This is a genomic window from Streptomyces sp. NPDC049577 (assembly GCF_040675635.1).
Lineage (GTDB): Bacteria > Actinomycetota > Actinomycetes > Streptomycetales > Streptomycetaceae > Streptomyces.
Genome location: NZ_JBFAPH010000022.1, coordinates 20,023 through 35,682 on the forward strand (window position 1 = coordinate 20,023; position 15,660 = coordinate 35,682).

The following is a 15,660-nucleotide window of genomic DNA, read 5'->3' on the forward strand; positions in this document are numbered from 1 at the left end:
CACCGATTGAGGGTGGGCCCCGACGAGATCGCGTTGGAGTTTGACGATGTGTTCTCGCTTGTGACTGGGCTCGTGGGAATGGGGCAGTTCGGTGAGCAGGTTCTGGATGCCCTTCGGCCCGTGGACGAGCAGCTGCAAAGGATGACGGATTCGCGAAAGGAGGTGTGGCTTGAGTCCGCTGTGAGGTCTGCCTCTGAGTGGCGCGAACTGCGCATCCTCGCCAAGTCTGCCGAGGACGAAATCAGGAGACTTTTCGATGAGCCGTTGGGCGGCCGGTCCAGGCCGCACGAGGGGCCCTCGGTAGAGTCCTGATCATGGGCATGCAGAACCCCGGCGAGGGGCCCGGCGCGAGCGCCACGTTCGGCCCCCCGCCGCAGATGGACCCCCCGTGGCAGGCGCCCAGCGCCGTCGAGCACGAGCTGTACGAGGCCAAGACGCGCGGCGACTGGCCCGCCTACTTCGACGTGCTCGCCACCACGGACCTGTACCTCGCCGTCCCCCGGCACCACGTCGAGGCCAACCCCGGCTCCGTGCTCTTCATGCCCTACTGGAACCCCCGGACCGGCACCCAGTGCCTGGCCGTCTTCACCGAGGGCGTGCTGCCCGCCCCCGTCGAGGACCCGGTCTTCTGCGCCAACTCCCTCGGCTGGTACGCCCGCGTCTGGGAGGACCGGGACCCGCCGTTCATGGTCGTCAACCCCGGCACCCCCTGCGAGGCGGTCCTGCCGGCCGGCCCCGCCTACCGCGCCACGTGGACCCGGCACCACGAGCGTGCCCTTGGCGCCGACAACGGTGGCTGTCACCACGAGCACAACCAGCTGCGTACCCTGCGCATCGGCGGCCCGCTGCACGGCCCCGTTGCCCACGGTTTGGCCTGCGGAGCGCTCTTGTTCGTACGGAACGGCGAGCTGTGGAACGCCATGGCCTACCACGGCAAGGGCTTCGCCCACGAGCGCGGCCGGCTCAAGGAGTGGTGGGGCGTCGCCGGCCGCCAGGACTGGCTGAGCACCCAGGAGCGCCTGCTGAAGGCGGACATGGTCAGCGACGTATGGGAGTTCGTGCTCAAGGTCCGCCGCTCCCTCGCCCGTGAATTCGCCGGCCCCGTCGGTGTGGAGCACTGGCGGGAGGTGGCCGAGCGGACCATACGCCACAACATCGAGCAGGCGGCCGAGGTGCGCATCACCCCCGAGGGCGTGACCAAGGTCGAGGCCCTCACCCCCGGTGAGCTGGAGTCGCAGATCGCGGGGGTCCGGCGGCTGATCGGCCGGATCACCCGCTACGAGGCCCGCTTCCGCGCGGACGGACTCCTGGAGGACGGGGCCTACGTCCGTTCCGTCGAGGCCTGGGACTACGGCCGGGCCTCCGGCATGGCCCGTTGGGGCCTCGGTGCGCGCTTCTGCACCTTGCCGGAGGCAGAGAACGCCGTCCTCCGCGCCGGCCGTGCGGCCCAGGCCACCTACCGCTCGTGGCAGGACTTCTCCGCCGGCTTCATCCTCGGGCGCTGCCTCCACTTCGACGACGAGGAGTTCGGCGAGTGGTACCAGAGTGTGCTGGACGCTCACCGCGTCCTCACCACGGATCCGGCCAGCCCGTGGCTCAACATCCCCTGGAAGGAATAGCGATGGGTCTCCGGGACAGATGGCTCGGCACCAAGTACCCCGACAGCGATGTCGTTCCGCGGTCCGCTGCGGAAGTCCGGGACGCGCTGCTCGCGGTGGGCGGCCCACACGTGCCGTACCGCGTCCGCAACGCCATGACGTCGGAGAAGGCCGACGTGGTGGGGGAGTGGTGGCTCCAGACGACCGAGGAGGGGCGGCGGGTGGATCGGAGGCTCAGGATCCGCATGCGCCTGGACCCGTCCGGGCGCGAGATACGGGCCCTTCAGGAGCAGTGGACCGCCACCAGCGGCACGCTGTTCGCGTCGCGCGAGTACGGCCGCGGGTCGGGCTTCACGGCGCAGTGGACGTACGAGAAGGGGCCCGACGGCCGCCGACGCAAGGTCAAGACGCTGGACACGCGGGACATGAGGAATGCTCTGCGGGAAGCGGCCCTCGGTGCGGGATGGACCTGGCGCGGGGTGTTCAGGCTGTGACCGGCCGGCCGTCGCCGGCCCTGGCTATTCTGCCGGGATGATCAAGCCGATTGAACTCGTCATATTCGACTGCGACGGTGTCCTGGTCGACAGCGAACGCATCGCCGTACGGGTCCATGTCGCCCTGGGCGCGGAGCTGGGCTGGCCGCTCACCGAGCACGACGTCATCGACCGGTTCGTCGGACGCTCCAGCCGTTCCATCAGGGACCTGATCGCTGCCCGGCTGGGCGAGGAGATGGCCGTGGTCTGGGACGAGCGGTTCGTCGAGCTGCACCGGGAGGCGGTCGACGCCGATCTGACCCCGGTCGAGGGTCTGCCCGAGGCGCTCGCCGAGATCACGCTGCCGAGCTGTGTCGCCTCCAGCGGCGGGCACGAGAAGATGCGCCACACGCTGGGCCGCACCGGCCTCTACGACCACTTCGCGGGCCGCATCTTCAGCGCCACCGAGGTCGCCCGGGGCAAGCCGGCCCCGGACCTCTTCCTCCACGCCGCACGGCAGATGGGCGTCGACCCGGCGGCGTGCGTGGTCGTCGAGGACAGCCGCCCCGGCGTGGAGGCCGCCCGCGCGGCGGGCATGCGCTCCTTCGGCTACGCGGGCGGGCTGACCCCGGCGGACCGGCTCGAAGGCCCCGGCACGGTCGTCTTCGACGACATGCGCAAGCTGCCGGCGCTGCTTGCCGCGTAGCGGTGCAGGGGCAGTGTCGGAACTCCGGGTACGTCCGGCGGCCGGGCTCGCCCCTTTGGGGCTCGCAGTGCCCCCGACGGGCTCTGGTCAGGGCCCTTGGGACGGGCCCTGGGACGTCCGCCAGCGCGGCGCCTCGTCATTGGGGACGTCCGGGGACGCGAAGTGGAACGGCACGCCGAGGTAGTCGGCCAGGTCCTGGCCGGCCTTGGCCGCGGCCGCACCCGGAGGGGAGCCGCCCTGACCGTGATGGACGGTCGCCAGGTGGCCCTCTCCGGAGGGATGGCTCAGTACCGCGACCAGCAGCACGAACCAGTCGTGCACCGTGTCACCGTCCCAGAAAGCCTCGACAGCGGCCACCCGGCCGGGAAGGGCCGCGGCACGGGCTGCGAGCGAAGGGATGTCGAGCGGATCGGGTCGGCCGGATTGCACGCGATCACCAAGGGCCCGGTAGCGCGCATGGACGACCTGCGCGGCCTCGTTCAGGCCCAACTCCAGCGGTCGCAGTGCCTCCCATACGGCCTTGACCGCCGTCATCCGGCGGTCGAGCAGCAAGTTCGCGTCGACCTCCCGGCGGGTCTGCTCCTCCAGACAGGCCCACCAGCTGCTCGCCGGCCCTAGGAAGGGGCTTCCCGCCATGGCGTGTGGAGGGAACGTACGCCAGTGCCGGCCGCAGTGCGGCGGAGGTCGCGCCGCCGCTGAGCGGGAACGAGGTCTGGGTCGTCCTCCCGCGCGAGGCGGCCCGGAACCACGCCCGGCTGTGAGGATCGAGCAAGATCGACCCACAGAGACCGTCATGGGGGACCCGATGGAGCTACGTCAGCTGCGCTACTTCGTCACCGTCGCGGAGGAGCTGCACTTCGGACGGGCGGCCGAGCGGCTGGTGATCGGCCAGCCCGCCGTCAGTCAGCAGATACGGCGGCTGGAACGCGAGTTGAAGGTCGTACTCTTCGACCGGAATCCTCGGACGGTCCGGCTCACCGCCGCCGGGGAGGCGTTCCTGCCGGCCGCCCGCGCCGTGCTGGCGGCCGAGGACGCCGCCCGGGCGGTGGCCGCGGAACTCGCGGACGGGCGCGTCGGCGTCTTCCGGCTCGGCACCGTCACCGGCCTCGGGGAGCGGCTCGAACGGGTGCTGGACGCCTTCGGGCAGCGCGCCCCGGACGTACGCGTGGAACTCGTCGCCGTCCCGGTACGGGAGCGGCTCGCCCGGCTCGCGGACGGGCGGCTCGACGCCGCGTTCGTACGGGGCGCCGCACCGGATCCGCGAGGCGGCGGCGAACTGCGGCACCACCGGCTCTGGGACGAGGAGCTGGTGGCCGCCGTACCCGCCCGGCACCCGCTCGCCGAGCGACCGGCGGTCGGCCTCGCGGAGCTCGCCGGGCTGCCGCTGCGGCTCACCGAGCGCCGCAACCACCCCGCGCTGGTGGACCTCGTCCTGCGCGGCTGCCGGGACGCCGGCTTCGAGCCCGTACCCGGTCCCACGACCCACAACCTCCAGGACACCCTCGCCGCGATCGGCTCGGGCACCCCCATGTGGACGGTGGTCTACGACGGCAACGCCCGGCGCATGCGGGTGCCGAGGGTCGCCTTCGTCCCCTTCGCCGACCCCGGCCTGCGGCTGCCCGTCGAACTGGCGCTCCGGGACGGCGCCTCGTCGCCGCTGCTCGACCTCCTGCTGGACACCCTCGGCGATCAGCGATCGTGATCGCTGCGAGAGCGATCCGGGTCTGGGTGCGCACCACCCCCGCGCGGTGAACTGTTCATGGCGACGGAACCGCACCGGAACCGCTGGTGCGGCGCCACGAACGAGGAGCACACCATGCCCATCGTCACCATCCAGCAGGGCCCCCGCGACATCGAGCTCAAGCGCGACCTGGTGGCCCGCGTCACCGATGCGTTCGTCGACGCGCTGCACATCCCGGCGGAGGCCGTGCAGGTCTGGATCCACGAGGTGCCGGCCGACAGCTGGGGCGTCGCGGGCAAGCTCACCGCCGACAAGTAGCGCCCGGGTGGCCTGTTCGACGCCCTGCGTCACCGCCTGACGCTAATGTGTAGCGTGCAGTCACGTGTTGGCGCACGGTGTCGAAGAGGCGTGGGGGGGATGGGCAACACAGGGCGTCTGGCGACGGAGTTGGAGTCGCTCAGGGGATTCAAGGGCCGCGTGGACGAATTGCTGACCACTCTCGGCGACTCCGAGGCGGCGCCGTCCCGCATCGGCGCGGACCGGCTCGTGCCGGGGCACCTGGGCAAGGATTTCGACGCGGCGGCGTCGCTGTACGACGCGTACCACGACGTCCACAGCGACCTGGAGGACCTGTCGCGGCTGCTGTCCTCGATGATCGACGCGCTGAGCACGGCCGTGCGGGGCGCGCACGACGGCTACGCGACCGTCGACGCGGATCAGCGCGACCACATGTGGGCCGTGCAGAAGAGGCTCCAGGAGCAGTACGCGCCGGTGGCCGCGCACACCCCCGGCGCGCCGGGCAGCGACAAGGGGTCGATGTGACGACCGACAAGCCGAAGGCCCCGCGGGCCCGTGACCCGCGGCGTCCTTTCCGGTTCGCCTTCATCACCCAGGACTTCGCGTCCGTCCCGCACGAGAAGCTCCGGGCGATGGTCGAGGAGGCCGACTCGGGCCGGGTGGCCGACGTCGGCGGCAAGCTGAAGGACGCGTCCGTCACGATCCGGAAGCTCGGGGAGGACCTGCGGCAGTTCATCGCCCACGTCTCCTGGGAGGGCGAGGGCGCGGAGGCGTTCCGCGCCTGGGGCGCGGACACCGTGAACGCGACGCTGCGCCTGGGGGCCTACAGCGAGAAGGCCGGTACGTGGATGGAACACGCGGCGACGACGCTGCGGGACGTGCAGAAGGCGATGCCGAAGTATTCGCCGGAGGCGAAGGCGCTGCTGGACTCCTACCTGAACCTGCATCCGCAGCCGATGGGCGCCGCCGTACCGAATCCGCTGGCGGTGGACGCCGACAAGGGCCTCCGTACGGAAGGGCCGAGCCAGCAACAGGCGTACGCGGCGCAGAAGCAGCTGCACGACGAGCACATGGCTGCGGCGCAGCAGATGAAGCGGCTGGCGGAGTCGTACAACGACGCGGGGTTGCAGATCTCGCGAGCCGAACGGCCGAACTTTCCGGTGGTTCCGGCGGGGATCATGCCGCCGCCGACCAGCCCGTTCCGGGAGGTCGAATACCTGCAGCCCGTGGGGTCGGCTGACCAGCAGGGTGCTGGTAGCTACCGAGGCGGGAGCGGCTTCTCAGCGGGGGCTGTCGAAGCAGGTCGGCACTCGCCAGGGATGATCTCGACCGCGCCTGATGGAAACCGTCATGAGTTCGGGGGCAGCGCGTCGCCCCACAATGCCTCTCTGCCCCCGCGCGATCCGGGAACCGTCATCGACGGCACGCCCACACTGCCGCATGCTCCGACTACGACACCCTCCCCGAACACGGGCGGTCAACCCAATGGTGGTCCGGCCGACGGCTTGAGCAAGGTCATCATGCCGCCGATGACAGGGCCGGGGACCGGCCCGATGGGGCCCGTGAACGGCGGAAGGCTACCGTCGTCTGCCCGGCCGACCATCCCGGTCGGCAGGAGTGGAGGGATGGCGAAGCCCGTCACCGCAGTGCCGCACGTACCAGAACCGGGCATCATCGGCGGACGACCGGTCGCTCCCGCCCCGGACCGCTCAGTGGGGCGGATTCCGCGTGGCACGGTAGTCGGCGCGGAGCCCGTTCAAGGGCAAGGGCAGTCATCAGCGCGTTCCGGCGTGGCCCCAGGTGTGGGATACGGTGGCGCGGCTGCCGGGCCCAACAGCAATCGGACGGGTTTCGGCCCCGGGCGTCGCTTGGCGACCGAACCCGGTGGTGTTGTCGGAGGCCGTCCCGTGCAGCGTCCTGGCGCCAGCGGTGACAAGCCGTTCACCCCCGGTGGGGCCGGGCTGGTCCGAGGGCGAGAGGAAGTCAGCGGTGCCACGTCGCGGCGCAACCGCGATGTCCAGCGGCCCGACTACTTGGTCGAGGACGAGGAAACCTGGCAGCACGCCGCCCGACGAGTTGTGCCCCCGGTCATCGACTGAAACCGACCTAGTGAGGAACAGCGCATGCGCAGCGGCACCCGAGTCGGACACTGCCGGACGAGTGCGTTGGCCATCGCGGTAGGTCTGCTGGCTCTTGCCGCGCCGTGTACACCCGCCCAGGCCGACACCATTCGATCCCGGCAATGGCACCTGGACGCGATGCATGCCGAAGAGATGTGGCAGGTCAGTACGGGCAAGGGCGTGACTGTCGCGGTGATTGACACGGGCGTGGACAGAACGTTGCCGGACCTCGCGGGTCAAGTGGTGGGTGGCAGGGACTTCGCTCAGGAACCGGGAGACGCCTACACCGACAACTTCAAACACGGCACCGGCATCGCCGTGCTGATCGCGGGAACCGGTAAGCGCGGTGATGACAACGCCTCCTTCGGCCTTGCCCCCGGCGCCAAAATCATCTCCCTCCGGGTGCCCGACGGCACTGAAGCGAACAGCCAGGCACAAGGCGTCCGTAACTTCTCCTCAGCGGTGAGCAAGGCAATCCGTTATGCGGCTGATGGTGATGCAAAGATCATCAATATCTCGATGGGGCAGTCCGAGGACAGCCCGGAGATCGCGGACGCCGTCCGCTACGCCATGAGCAAGGGCAAGCTGATCTTCGCCGGTGTGGGTAACAGCGGCGAGAAGGGCAACCCGGTGCAGTACCCCGCAGCGACCCCGGGCGTCGTGGGCGTGGCCGCTGTCGACAAGGACAGCCAGGCGACAAGGGAGTCGGAGCGAGGTCCACAGGTGGACCTCGCCGCACCAGGTGACGAGATGGTCGCAGCATGCGCCGGCGGCACCGAACTCTGCAAAAGCCACGGCACCAGCGACGCCACCGCCCTCGCCTCCGCCTCCGCCGCCCTCATCTGGTCCGTCCATCCCGAATGGACCGCCAACCAGGTCACCCGCGTCCTCATCAACACCGCCGGCGCCCCGCAGAGCGGGGAGAGGCGCAGCGACTCCATCGGGTACGGCATCGTCCGGCCCCGCATCGCCCTGCAGAACCCCGGCGACCCCGGCCCCGCCGATGTGAACCCGCTTCCCGGGCCCCCCGCCGGGGCGGCGGCTCCGGAGCCCGGTGCCCGAAGCGGTGGCGCCCCGCAGAAGACGGCCGCCGACCGACCGTCGCGCAGCGGCACCACCACCTGGGTCGTCATAGGCGGCGCCGCCGCCGTCGTGATCGCGGCAGCCGTCGGCGTACCGGTACTGATGGACCGCCGTCGTCGCAACCGCACCTAGGGTCCGAGTCAGGAGCCACCGATGACCGTCCGCCGTGTCGTCCCCGACATCCAGTCCGCGGATCTCCCCGGAAGCCGGGAGTTCAACGGCCTCCTCCGCCTCGAAAAGCAAGTCAGCCTCATGGCGGGCGACAGGACGGCGCCGGTCGTCCCCGACATGAGCGTCGAGGTCGACGACGTGGACGCCGTCCACGCGCTCCTGCGGGAGAGCGGTGCGGAAATCGTGTACCCGCTGCGGGACGAGGAGTGGGAGTGCGCCGCTTCTTCGTCCGCGACCCGGACGGGCGGGTCGCCAACGTACTGAGCCACAGTCACAGCCAGAGCCATGAACCGCCGGCAAGGCGAGAGGCCGTGGCGGGAATCGAACCCGCGTAACTCGCTTTGCAGGCGAGCCCCTGAACCATTCGGGCACACGGCCGAGTCGTGTACGAACGACCCTAGGTCCGCCCCGGAAAGCCCGGCAAGGGCACCGCCCCGGCCGCAATACGACCGGCATGCCCCGTTCACGAACCGGGCGTTCAGTAACCCGCCCCGCCTCGCAGGAAGTCCGCGACCAGGGGGCGGAACATCTCCGGTTCGTCCACCCAGGGGTAGTGCCCGACCCCGTACAGCGGCCGGACCCGGGCGTCGGCGAAGGACGCGGCCACGGCCTCGCCCGCGCGCATGCCGGTGACCGCGTCGCGGTCGCCCGTGATGACGAGGACGGGGCAGGTGACGTCCCGCAGGCGGTGCAGGAGGGCCAGGCGGGCCGGTTCGTCGACGCCCTGCCAGAAGGCCGCGCGCGGCACCGGGTTGAGCTGGTCCGGTTCGGTGGCGGCGTGGTGGCGCTGGGGGGCCTCCCAGCGGCCGTAGGCCATGGGGGCGGCGCGGAGGAGGAGGGCGCGGGCCTCGGCGAGGTCGCGGGTCTCGGGGAGGGAGTGGACGGCGACGTAGGCGTCGACCCACCAGTCCTCCGTCGCGCGCGACTCGAAGATCTGCTCGGCGTCCGTGGGGAGCTCGCCCTGGAGCCGGGAGCCGGGGGTGACGAGGACGAGGCGGGTCAGACGGCTGGGGTACGTGGCCGCGTACGCCTGGGCCGTCGCGCAGGCCGCGTCGTGGGCCAGCAGGGCGAACCGCTCCAGGCCGAGGTGGGCGCGGAGGGCCTCGACGTCCTCGGCCAGGGCGGGGAAGGAATAGCCGTCCGCGTCCGGGGCCGGCGGGGAGTCGCCGGTGCCGCGGCTGTCGGGGATCACGAGCGTGCGGACGGCGTCGAGGCCGCCCAGGTCGCCCAGGTACGCCGCGTCCCGGCCCGGACCACCGGCCAGGCAGATCAGCGGCGGTACGGACGCCTCCGCGTCCCGGTCCCGCGCGGGCAGCACCCGGTAGGAGAGCTCGGCCCCGTCGTACGTGGTGTAGTGCGGCATGGATTCACTTTGCCCCATTCGTCCGTGTCGACCGGTCGGGAACCGGCCAGTGATCCAGAAGAAACCTTCGCCTCCCATCCCCCTATCCCAAATTCCGCTTATGATTCCGGCGTGTTCGACTCGCGGCACATCAAGACGTTCCACGCGGTGGTCACCTGCGGGTCGTACTCGGCGGCCGCGCGGGCGCTCGGCTACACGCAGCCCGCGATCACGCAGCAGATGAAGGCGCTCGAGCGGTCCGTCGGCTCGCCGCTCTTCATCCGGATCGGCCGCCGGATGCGGCTGACCGAGGCCGGTGAGGCGCTCGCCCGGCACGCGGAGACGATCCTCGACAGCCTGACGGCCGCGCAGCAGCAGATGAGTTCGCTGACGCGACTGCGCGCGGGCCGGGTCCGGGTGTGCGCGTTCCCCAGCGCGAGCGCGACGCTCATCCCCGAGGCGGTGGCCCGGCTGGCCGGTGAGCATCCGGGCGTGCGGGTCGAGCTGCAGGAGGGTGAGCCGCCCGACTCGCTGCGCCGCGTCGTGCGCGGGGAGTGCGACATCACGCTCGCCTTCACCTATCCCGGCCTGCACGAACACGTCGCCGACGAGCTCACCGAGATACCGCTCATGGAGGACCAGCTGACCGTGCTGCTCCCCATAGGGCACCCCCTGGCACGCCGCCGTGCGGTCAAGCTCACCGACCTGGCGGAGGAGCGGTGGATCGCCGGCTGTCTGCGCTGCCGGACGAACTTCCTGCACGAGTGCGCGGAGCAGGGATTCGCACCCGACATCGCCTTCACGACGGACGACAACCTCGTGGTGCAGTCGCTCGTCGCGGAGGGGCTGGGCGTGGCGATGATGCCGGGGCTGGTGCTGTCCTTCCTCCGCCACGACCGGATCACCGGCCGCGCGCTGGACCCGGCTTCCCGCCGCCAGGTCTCCGCGTACGTACTGCGCGAGCATCTGCGCATCCCGGCGACCGCGCTCGTCCTGGACGAGCTGAAGGCCGTCGCGGCCCGCCGCGTGGGCTGCTGACGGCGGCCGTACCGGCCCCCCGCACCGGCCCGCACCGGCCCGGCACCGGCCCCCGCATCTGACGGACTCGAACGCATCCATAAGCGCACGTTTGCGAACGGTCAAGAAACTGTCGTTGGACGTGATGGATGCCCGGGCCCGACGCTGCCGGTATGACCACACCCACCGCAGCCCCGACGACCGCCCGCCTCGGCCGGCTCGTCGACGACGTCCGCGAGGCCGTGGGCCGTGGCCTGCCGCCCGACACGACGGCGTACCTCGTCGGCGAGCGGCTGGCGGCCCACCTCGGCGCCGTCGACCTGCTCACCGACGAGCAGTGCGAGGGCGACCCCGAACGCTACCGGCAGCACATCCTGCACGCGGAGAGCGACGGCAGCTTCTCCGTCGTCGCCCTGGTCTGGCTGCCCGGGCAGCAGACCTCCGTCCACGACCACGTCTCCTGGTGCGTGACCGGCGTGCACCAGGGCACCGAGAGCGAGCGCCGCTACCGGCTCGTCCCCGACGGCACCACCGCCCGGCTCGTGGCCACCGAGGACGTGGTAAACCACCAGGGCGACGTCTGCGGCTTCGCACCGCCCGGCGACATCCACCGGGTGCGCAACGCCTGCGGCACCAAGGCGATCTCCATCCACGTCTACGGCGCCGACATCGCCCGCCTGGGTTCCAGCGTCCGCCGTGTGTACCACCTGCCCGCCGACGACGAACTCTGATGGCTCTCCTCACCTCACGCATCCCCGCCCGGTCCGCCGGGCGCGCCGCCGGGCGCGCCGCCGGGCGCGGCGCCGGGCGCGGCGCCAAGGCGCCCGGCAAGCTCCCCGGGCTCGCCATGGCCGCCGCCGGCGTCGCCGTCGCCTGGGCCGTGCACCGGCTGCTGCCCGCCGTGCCCATGCTCACCGCCGCCGTGGTGCTCGGCATCGCCGCCGCGCACGCACCGGGCGTACGGACCCGGGTGCGCGGCGTCGGGCGGCCCGGTCTGACGCTGGCCGGAAAGCGGCTCATGCGGATCGGCGTCGTGCTGCTCGGCCTCAAGCTCGGCCTGGACGACGTGCTCGGCCTCGGCTGGGCCACGGTGGCCATGGTGGTCGTCACGGTCGTGGCGACGTTCTTCGGCACGATGTGGCTCGGCCGCCGGCTCGGGCTGAGCGGCGACCAGCCGCTGCTGATCGCCACCGGCTATTCCATCTGCGGCGCCTCCGCGATCGGCGCGGTCAGCGAGGTGTCCGGCAGCGACGAGGAGGACGTCGCGACGTCCGTCGCGCTGGTCACGCTCTGCGGCACGCTCGCCATCGCCGTCCTGCCGCTGCTGCACCACCCGCTCGGTCTCGACGACGCGCAGTTCGGACGCTGGGTCGGCGCGGGCGTGCACGACGTGGGGCAGGTCGTCGCCACCGCGCAGACCGCCGGCCCCACGGCGCTCGGCGAGGCGGTGCTGGTCAAGCTGATGCGGGTGGCGCTGCTGGCGCCGCTGGTGGGTGCCGTCGCGCTGTCCGTACGGCAGCGGCGCCGGACGGACGCCGCGCCCACGGGCAAACGGCCGCCGCTCGTGCCGCTGTTCGTCCTCGGCTTCCTCGCCATGGTCGCCGTCCGGACCACCGGCGTGCTGCCCGGCGGCGCGCTCGACGCCGCACAGCACGCCCAGGAGCTGCTGCTCGCCGCCGCCCTCTTCGGGCTCGGCAGCGCGGTGCACCTGCCCTCGCTGGTCCGCACCGGCGGACGGGTCGCCGCGCTGGGGCTCTGCTCGTGGGTGGTGATCGCCGGGGTGTCGTACGCGGGTGTGCTGCTCACCGCGTGAACGAACGCCCAGGTGCGCCCAGGAGGGGACGGGGCCCGGCCGCGCGCCGGGCCCCGCGGGCGTTCCCGGGGGCGCGCGTCGGTCGCTGTGACCAGGACCAACGGCCGACCCGAGATCGTCCCCGGGACAGCAGGCAGCGCCCCCTCCGCGTCCCTACGCTGAACCCATGACCGCCGCTGAACCCAAGGCCTCCGCACACGCCGACCAGGACTCCATGGAAGCGGGCATATCCGGCATATCGAGTGAGGCGCCCGGGGTGCTGAGCCGCCGGTACCGGGCGCTGACCCTCGGCATCATCTCCGTCGTCTCCCTCATCGCCTTCGAGGCGAGCGCGGTGAACACCGCGATGCCGAGCGCCGCCCGCGCGCTCGACGGCATCGAGCTCTACGCCTTCGCGTTCTCTGCCTTCTTCACCGCCTCCCTCTTCGCCATGGTCCTCTCCGGCGAGTGGTGCGACCGCGCCGGACCGCGGGCCCCGCTCTTCACCGGCATCGCCGCCTTCGGCGCCGGCCTGCTGATCGCGGGCTCCGCCCAGCGGATGTGGATGTTCGTCGCCGGTCGCGGGGTGCAGGGCATCGGCGCCGGCCTGGTGATCGTCGCCCTGTATGTGACGGTCGGACGCGCCTACCCGGAACGGCTGCGGCCCGCCGTGATGGCGTCCTTCTCGGCGGCCTGGGTCGTCCCCGTCATCGTGGGACCGCTGGTCGCGGGCTCGGTGACGGAGGGGCTGGGCTGGCGCTGGGTCTTCCTGGCCATCCCCGTGCTCATCCTGCCGCCGCTGGCCGTCATGCTGCCGGCGCTCCGCCGGGTGCACGGCGCCGGCGGCACGGGCGGGCGCGGGCGCATGGACCGGCGGCGCATCCTGCTCGCGCTCGGCGTGGCCGCCGGGGCCGGACTGCTGCAGTACGCGGCGCAGGAGCCGACACCCCTGTCGGTGGTCCCGGCCGCCGCCGGGCTCGCCCTGCTCGTACCGTGCGTGCTGCGGCTGCTGCCGAGCGGCACGTTCCGCGCGGCGCGCGGGCTGCCGGCCGTGGTGCTGGTGCGCCTGTCCCGCGAGGGCGAGGAGGGCGCGAACTCGGCAGCGCTCCAGGTCTCGGACGCGCTGGGCAGCGTCGTGCTGGTCGGCCTGGCGGGCGCCCTGTTCGTGGGCTTCGGCGCGGAGGCGACCCCGGCGCGGGCCTTCGGGGCGGTCTTCGCGGTCGCGTCGCTGTGCGCGGCGGCGGGCATCTGGGCGGGCGCCCGCCAACGGCCTGCGGCCTGACCGAGGGGTCCGGGGCAAGGGGGCGGGCTGGAAGAGCCGGCCGCGGGTGCGCCGGCCGTGGGCCTGTCCGAGCGGCTCGGGGTAACGGCGGCGGGGAAATCCGGCCGTAGGTGCGCGGGCCCGGGGCTTGATCGAACGGTTCCGCGCAACGGTGGCCGGGTAGAGCCGGCCGCGGGTGCGAGCCGGGCCCCGGGCCCGAGCGAGCGCTTCCGGGTAACGGGTGGGCGGGTGGGCAAGGCCCGCCGCAGGCGCGACGCAGCCGCACCCGATCACGAGCGGGTGTGACCTCGGTCCCACAGCAGGGTGAGCGCGCCCCGTCCCCCAGGGGTCCCCCCGCGGACGCGGGTAGGCTGACGCGGTTGCCGATTCGCCGACCACGCCGACGGAGACCGTGACTACCACCACCGCCAACCACCATCTTTCGCCCGCTTTCCCCGGCCGCGCCCCCTGGGGCACGGCCAACAAGCTGCGCGCCTGGCAGGAGGGCGCGATGGGGAAGTACATCCAGACCCAGCCGCGCGACTTCCTCGCCGTCGCGACGCCGGGCGCCGGCAAGACGACCTTCGCGCTCACGCTCGCGTCCTGGCTGCTGCACCACCACGTCGTCCAGCAGGTGACCGTCGTCGCCCCGACCGAGCACCTGAAGAAGCAGTGGGCGGAGGCGGCCGCCCGCATAGGCATCAAGCTCGACCCGGAGTACAGCGCGGGGCCGCTGGGCCGCGAGTACCACGGCGTCGCCGTCACCTACGCCGGTGTCGGCGTGCGGCCCATGCTGCACCGCAACCGCTGCGAGCAGCGCAAGACGCTCGTCATCCTCGACGAGATCCACCACGCCGGCGACTCCCGCTCCTGGGGCGAGGCCTGCCTGGAGGCCTTCGAGCCGGCCACCCGCCGGCTGTGTCTGACCGGTACGCCCTTCCGCTCCGACACCAACCCCATCCCCTTCGTCACGTACGAGGAGGGGAACGACGGCATCCGACGCTCCTCCGCCGACTACACCTACGGCTACGGCAACGCCCTCGCCGACGGCGTCGTCCGGCCGGTCATCTTCCTCTCCTACAGCGGCAACATGCGCTGGCGCACCAAGGCCGGCGACGAGCTGGAGGCCCGGCTCGGCGAGCCCATGACCAAGGACGCGGTCTCCCAGGCCTGGCGCACGGCCCTCGACCCGCGCGGCGACTGGATGCCGAACGTGCTGCGCGCGGCGGACCGGCGGCTGACGGAGGTGCGCAAGTCCATCCCGGACGCCGGCGCGCTCGTCATCGCCTCCGACCAGGACTCGGCCCGCGCCTACGCGAAGCTGATCCGCGAGATCACCGGCGAGGGCCCGACGGTCGTCCTCTCGGACGACTCCGGCGCCTCCCAGCGCATCGACGACTTCTCCGCCGGCGACTCGCGGTGGATGGTCGCCGTACGCATGGTGTCCGAGGGCGTGGACGTGCCGCGCCTCGCGGTCGGCGTGTACGCGACGACGATCTCCACGCCGCTGTTCTTCGCCCAGGCCGTGGGCCGCTTCGTGCGCTCGCGGCGGCGCGGCGAGACGGCGTCGGTCTTCCTGCCGACGATTCCCATGCTGCTGTCCTTCGCCAACGAGATGGAGGCCGAACGGGACCACGTCCTCGACAAGCCCAAGAAGGAGGGCGAGGAGGAGGACCCGTACGCCGAGTCCGAGAAGGAGATGGACGAGGCGAACAAGCAGCAGGACGAGGACACCGGCGAGCAGGACATGCTGCCGTTCGAGGCGCTCGAGTCGGACGCGGTCTTCGACCGCGTGCTGTACAACAGCGCGGAGTTCGGCATGCAGGCCCACCCGGGCAGCGAGGAGGAGCAGGACTACCTTGGCATCCCCGGCCTGCTGGAGCCGGAGCAGGTGGAGCTGCTGCTCCAGAAGCGGCAGGCGCGGCAGATCGCGCACAGCCGCCGGAAGCCGGCCGAGGAGGCGGACCTCCTGGAGCTCCCGGCGGAGCGCCGCCCGGTGGTCACCCACAAGGAGCTGATGGAGCTGCGCAAGCAGCTCAACACGCTGGTCGGCGCCTACGTCCACCAGAGCGGCAAGCCGCACGGCGTCATCCACACCGAACTCCGCCGCGTCTGCGGC

At 72.1% G+C, this 15,660-nt stretch carries 16 protein-coding genes, 1 tRNA gene and 1 pseudogene; 15 read left to right on the forward strand and 3 right to left on the reverse strand.

Features of this window, described 5'->3' with window-relative positions; genetic code table 11:
• Positions 1-12: 12 nt before the first annotated feature.
• From AB0K09_RS05045 to AB0K09_RS05060, 4 genes are read left to right on the forward strand one after another with little or no spacing between them, the layout of a single operon-like run.
• Positions 13-312, forward strand: a complete 300-nt coding sequence (locus tag AB0K09_RS05045; RefSeq protein ID WP_366063887.1) for a hypothetical protein — start codon at positions 13-15, stop codon at positions 310-312.
• A gap of 2 nt (positions 313-314) precedes the next feature.
• On the forward strand, positions 315-1,619 hold the full coding sequence (locus AB0K09_RS05050) for a DUF1266 domain-containing protein (protein WP_366063888.1): 1,305 nt from the start codon (positions 315-317) through the stop codon (positions 1,617-1,619).
• A 2-nt stretch (positions 1,620-1,621) separates the two neighbouring features.
• Positions 1,622-2,092 carry a hypothetical protein gene (locus AB0K09_RS05055; protein ID WP_366063889.1) on the forward strand — a complete coding sequence of 157 codons (471 nt, stop codon included), beginning with the start codon at positions 1,622-1,624 and terminating at the stop codon, positions 2,090-2,092.
• Between the two features lie 37 nt (positions 2,093-2,129).
• Positions 2,130-2,777, forward strand: a complete 648-nt coding sequence (locus tag AB0K09_RS05060) for an HAD family hydrolase (RefSeq protein WP_366063890.1) — start codon at positions 2,130-2,132, stop codon at positions 2,775-2,777.
• A gap of 87 nt (positions 2,778-2,864) precedes the next feature.
• Here the strand turns inward: AB0K09_RS05060 and AB0K09_RS05065 are convergent, their stop codons facing one another.
• Positions 2,865-3,413, reverse strand: coding sequence for a hypothetical protein (locus tag AB0K09_RS05065; protein ID WP_366063891.1), 549 nt, complete (start codon positions 3,411-3,413; stop codon positions 2,865-2,867).
• Positions 3,414-3,582: 169 nt separating this feature from the next.
• Between AB0K09_RS05065 and AB0K09_RS05070 the strand changes: the two genes are divergently transcribed.
• The 6 genes and pseudogenes from AB0K09_RS05070 (at position 3,583) to AB0K09_RS05095 (ending at position 8,464) form a co-directional block, all read left to right on the forward strand.
• Positions 3,583-4,479 carry a LysR substrate-binding domain-containing protein gene (locus AB0K09_RS05070; RefSeq protein ID WP_366063892.1) on the forward strand — a complete coding sequence of 299 codons (897 nt, stop codon included), beginning with the start codon at positions 3,583-3,585 and terminating at the stop codon, positions 4,477-4,479.
• 57 nt (positions 4,480-4,536) lie between these two features.
• Positions 4,537-4,776, forward strand: a complete 240-nt coding sequence (gene dmpI / locus AB0K09_RS05075; RefSeq protein ID WP_366063893.1) for a 4-oxalocrotonate tautomerase DmpI — start codon at positions 4,537-4,539, stop codon at positions 4,774-4,776.
• A gap of 99 nt (positions 4,777-4,875) precedes the next feature.
• Entirely contained in the window at positions 4,876-5,280 is a 405-nt protein-coding gene (locus tag AB0K09_RS05080) for a hypothetical protein (protein ID WP_366063894.1), read from the forward strand.
• Entirely contained in the window at positions 5,277-6,854 is a 1,578-nt protein-coding gene (locus AB0K09_RS05085; RefSeq protein ID WP_366063895.1) for a hypothetical protein, read from the forward strand. The genes AB0K09_RS05080 and AB0K09_RS05085 overlap by 4 nt, the downstream gene beginning before the upstream one ends.
• Positions 6,855-6,878: 24 nt before the next feature.
• Positions 6,879-8,090: a type VII secretion-associated serine protease mycosin gene (mycP, locus tag AB0K09_RS05090; RefSeq protein WP_366063896.1), complete on the forward strand. Its 1,212-nt coding sequence runs from the start codon at positions 6,879-6,881 to the stop codon at positions 8,088-8,090.
• Between the two features lie 21 nt (positions 8,091-8,111).
• Positions 8,112-8,464 (forward strand): annotated as a pseudogene (locus tag AB0K09_RS05095) (VOC family protein).
• On the opposite strand, the gene AB0K09_RS05100 reads toward AB0K09_RS05095, so the two are convergent.
• Together AB0K09_RS05100 and AB0K09_RS05105 are read right to left on the reverse strand one after the other, a co-directional pair.
• Positions 8,436-8,507, reverse strand: a tRNA-Cys gene (locus AB0K09_RS05100). The pseudogene AB0K09_RS05095 and the gene AB0K09_RS05100 overlap by 29 nt on opposite strands.
• 100 nt (positions 8,508-8,607) lie before the next feature.
• A complete protein-coding gene (locus tag AB0K09_RS05105; protein ID WP_366063897.1) occupies positions 8,608-9,492 on the reverse strand; it encodes an alpha/beta hydrolase in 885 nt (294 codons plus the stop codon).
• 111 nt (positions 9,493-9,603) lie between these two features.
• Between AB0K09_RS05105 and AB0K09_RS05110 the strand changes: the two genes are divergently transcribed.
• From AB0K09_RS05110 to AB0K09_RS05130, 5 genes are all read left to right on the forward strand, one after another.
• Complete coding sequence (locus tag AB0K09_RS05110) at positions 9,604-10,509, forward strand: LysR family transcriptional regulator (RefSeq protein ID WP_366063898.1); 906 nt, start codon at positions 9,604-9,606, stop codon at positions 10,507-10,509.
• A gap of 152 nt (positions 10,510-10,661) precedes the next feature.
• Entirely contained in the window at positions 10,662-11,219 is a 558-nt protein-coding gene (locus AB0K09_RS05115; protein WP_366063899.1) for a cysteine dioxygenase family protein, read from the forward strand.
• A gap of 116 nt (positions 11,220-11,335) precedes the next feature.
• Complete coding sequence (locus AB0K09_RS05120) at positions 11,336-12,301, forward strand: putative sulfate exporter family transporter (RefSeq protein WP_366063903.1); 966 nt, start codon at positions 11,336-11,338, stop codon at positions 12,299-12,301.
• Between the two features lie 214 nt (positions 12,302-12,515).
• Positions 12,516-13,562 (forward strand): MFS transporter, encoded by a 1,047-nt coding sequence (locus tag AB0K09_RS05125; RefSeq protein WP_366063904.1) that lies wholly within the window; start codon positions 12,516-12,518, stop codon positions 13,560-13,562.
• Positions 13,563-13,953: 391 nt separating this feature from the next.
• Positions 13,954-15,660, forward strand: a 1,707-nt coding sequence (locus AB0K09_RS05130; RefSeq protein WP_366063900.1) for a DEAD/DEAH box helicase, incomplete at its 3' end; no start/stop codon positions are given.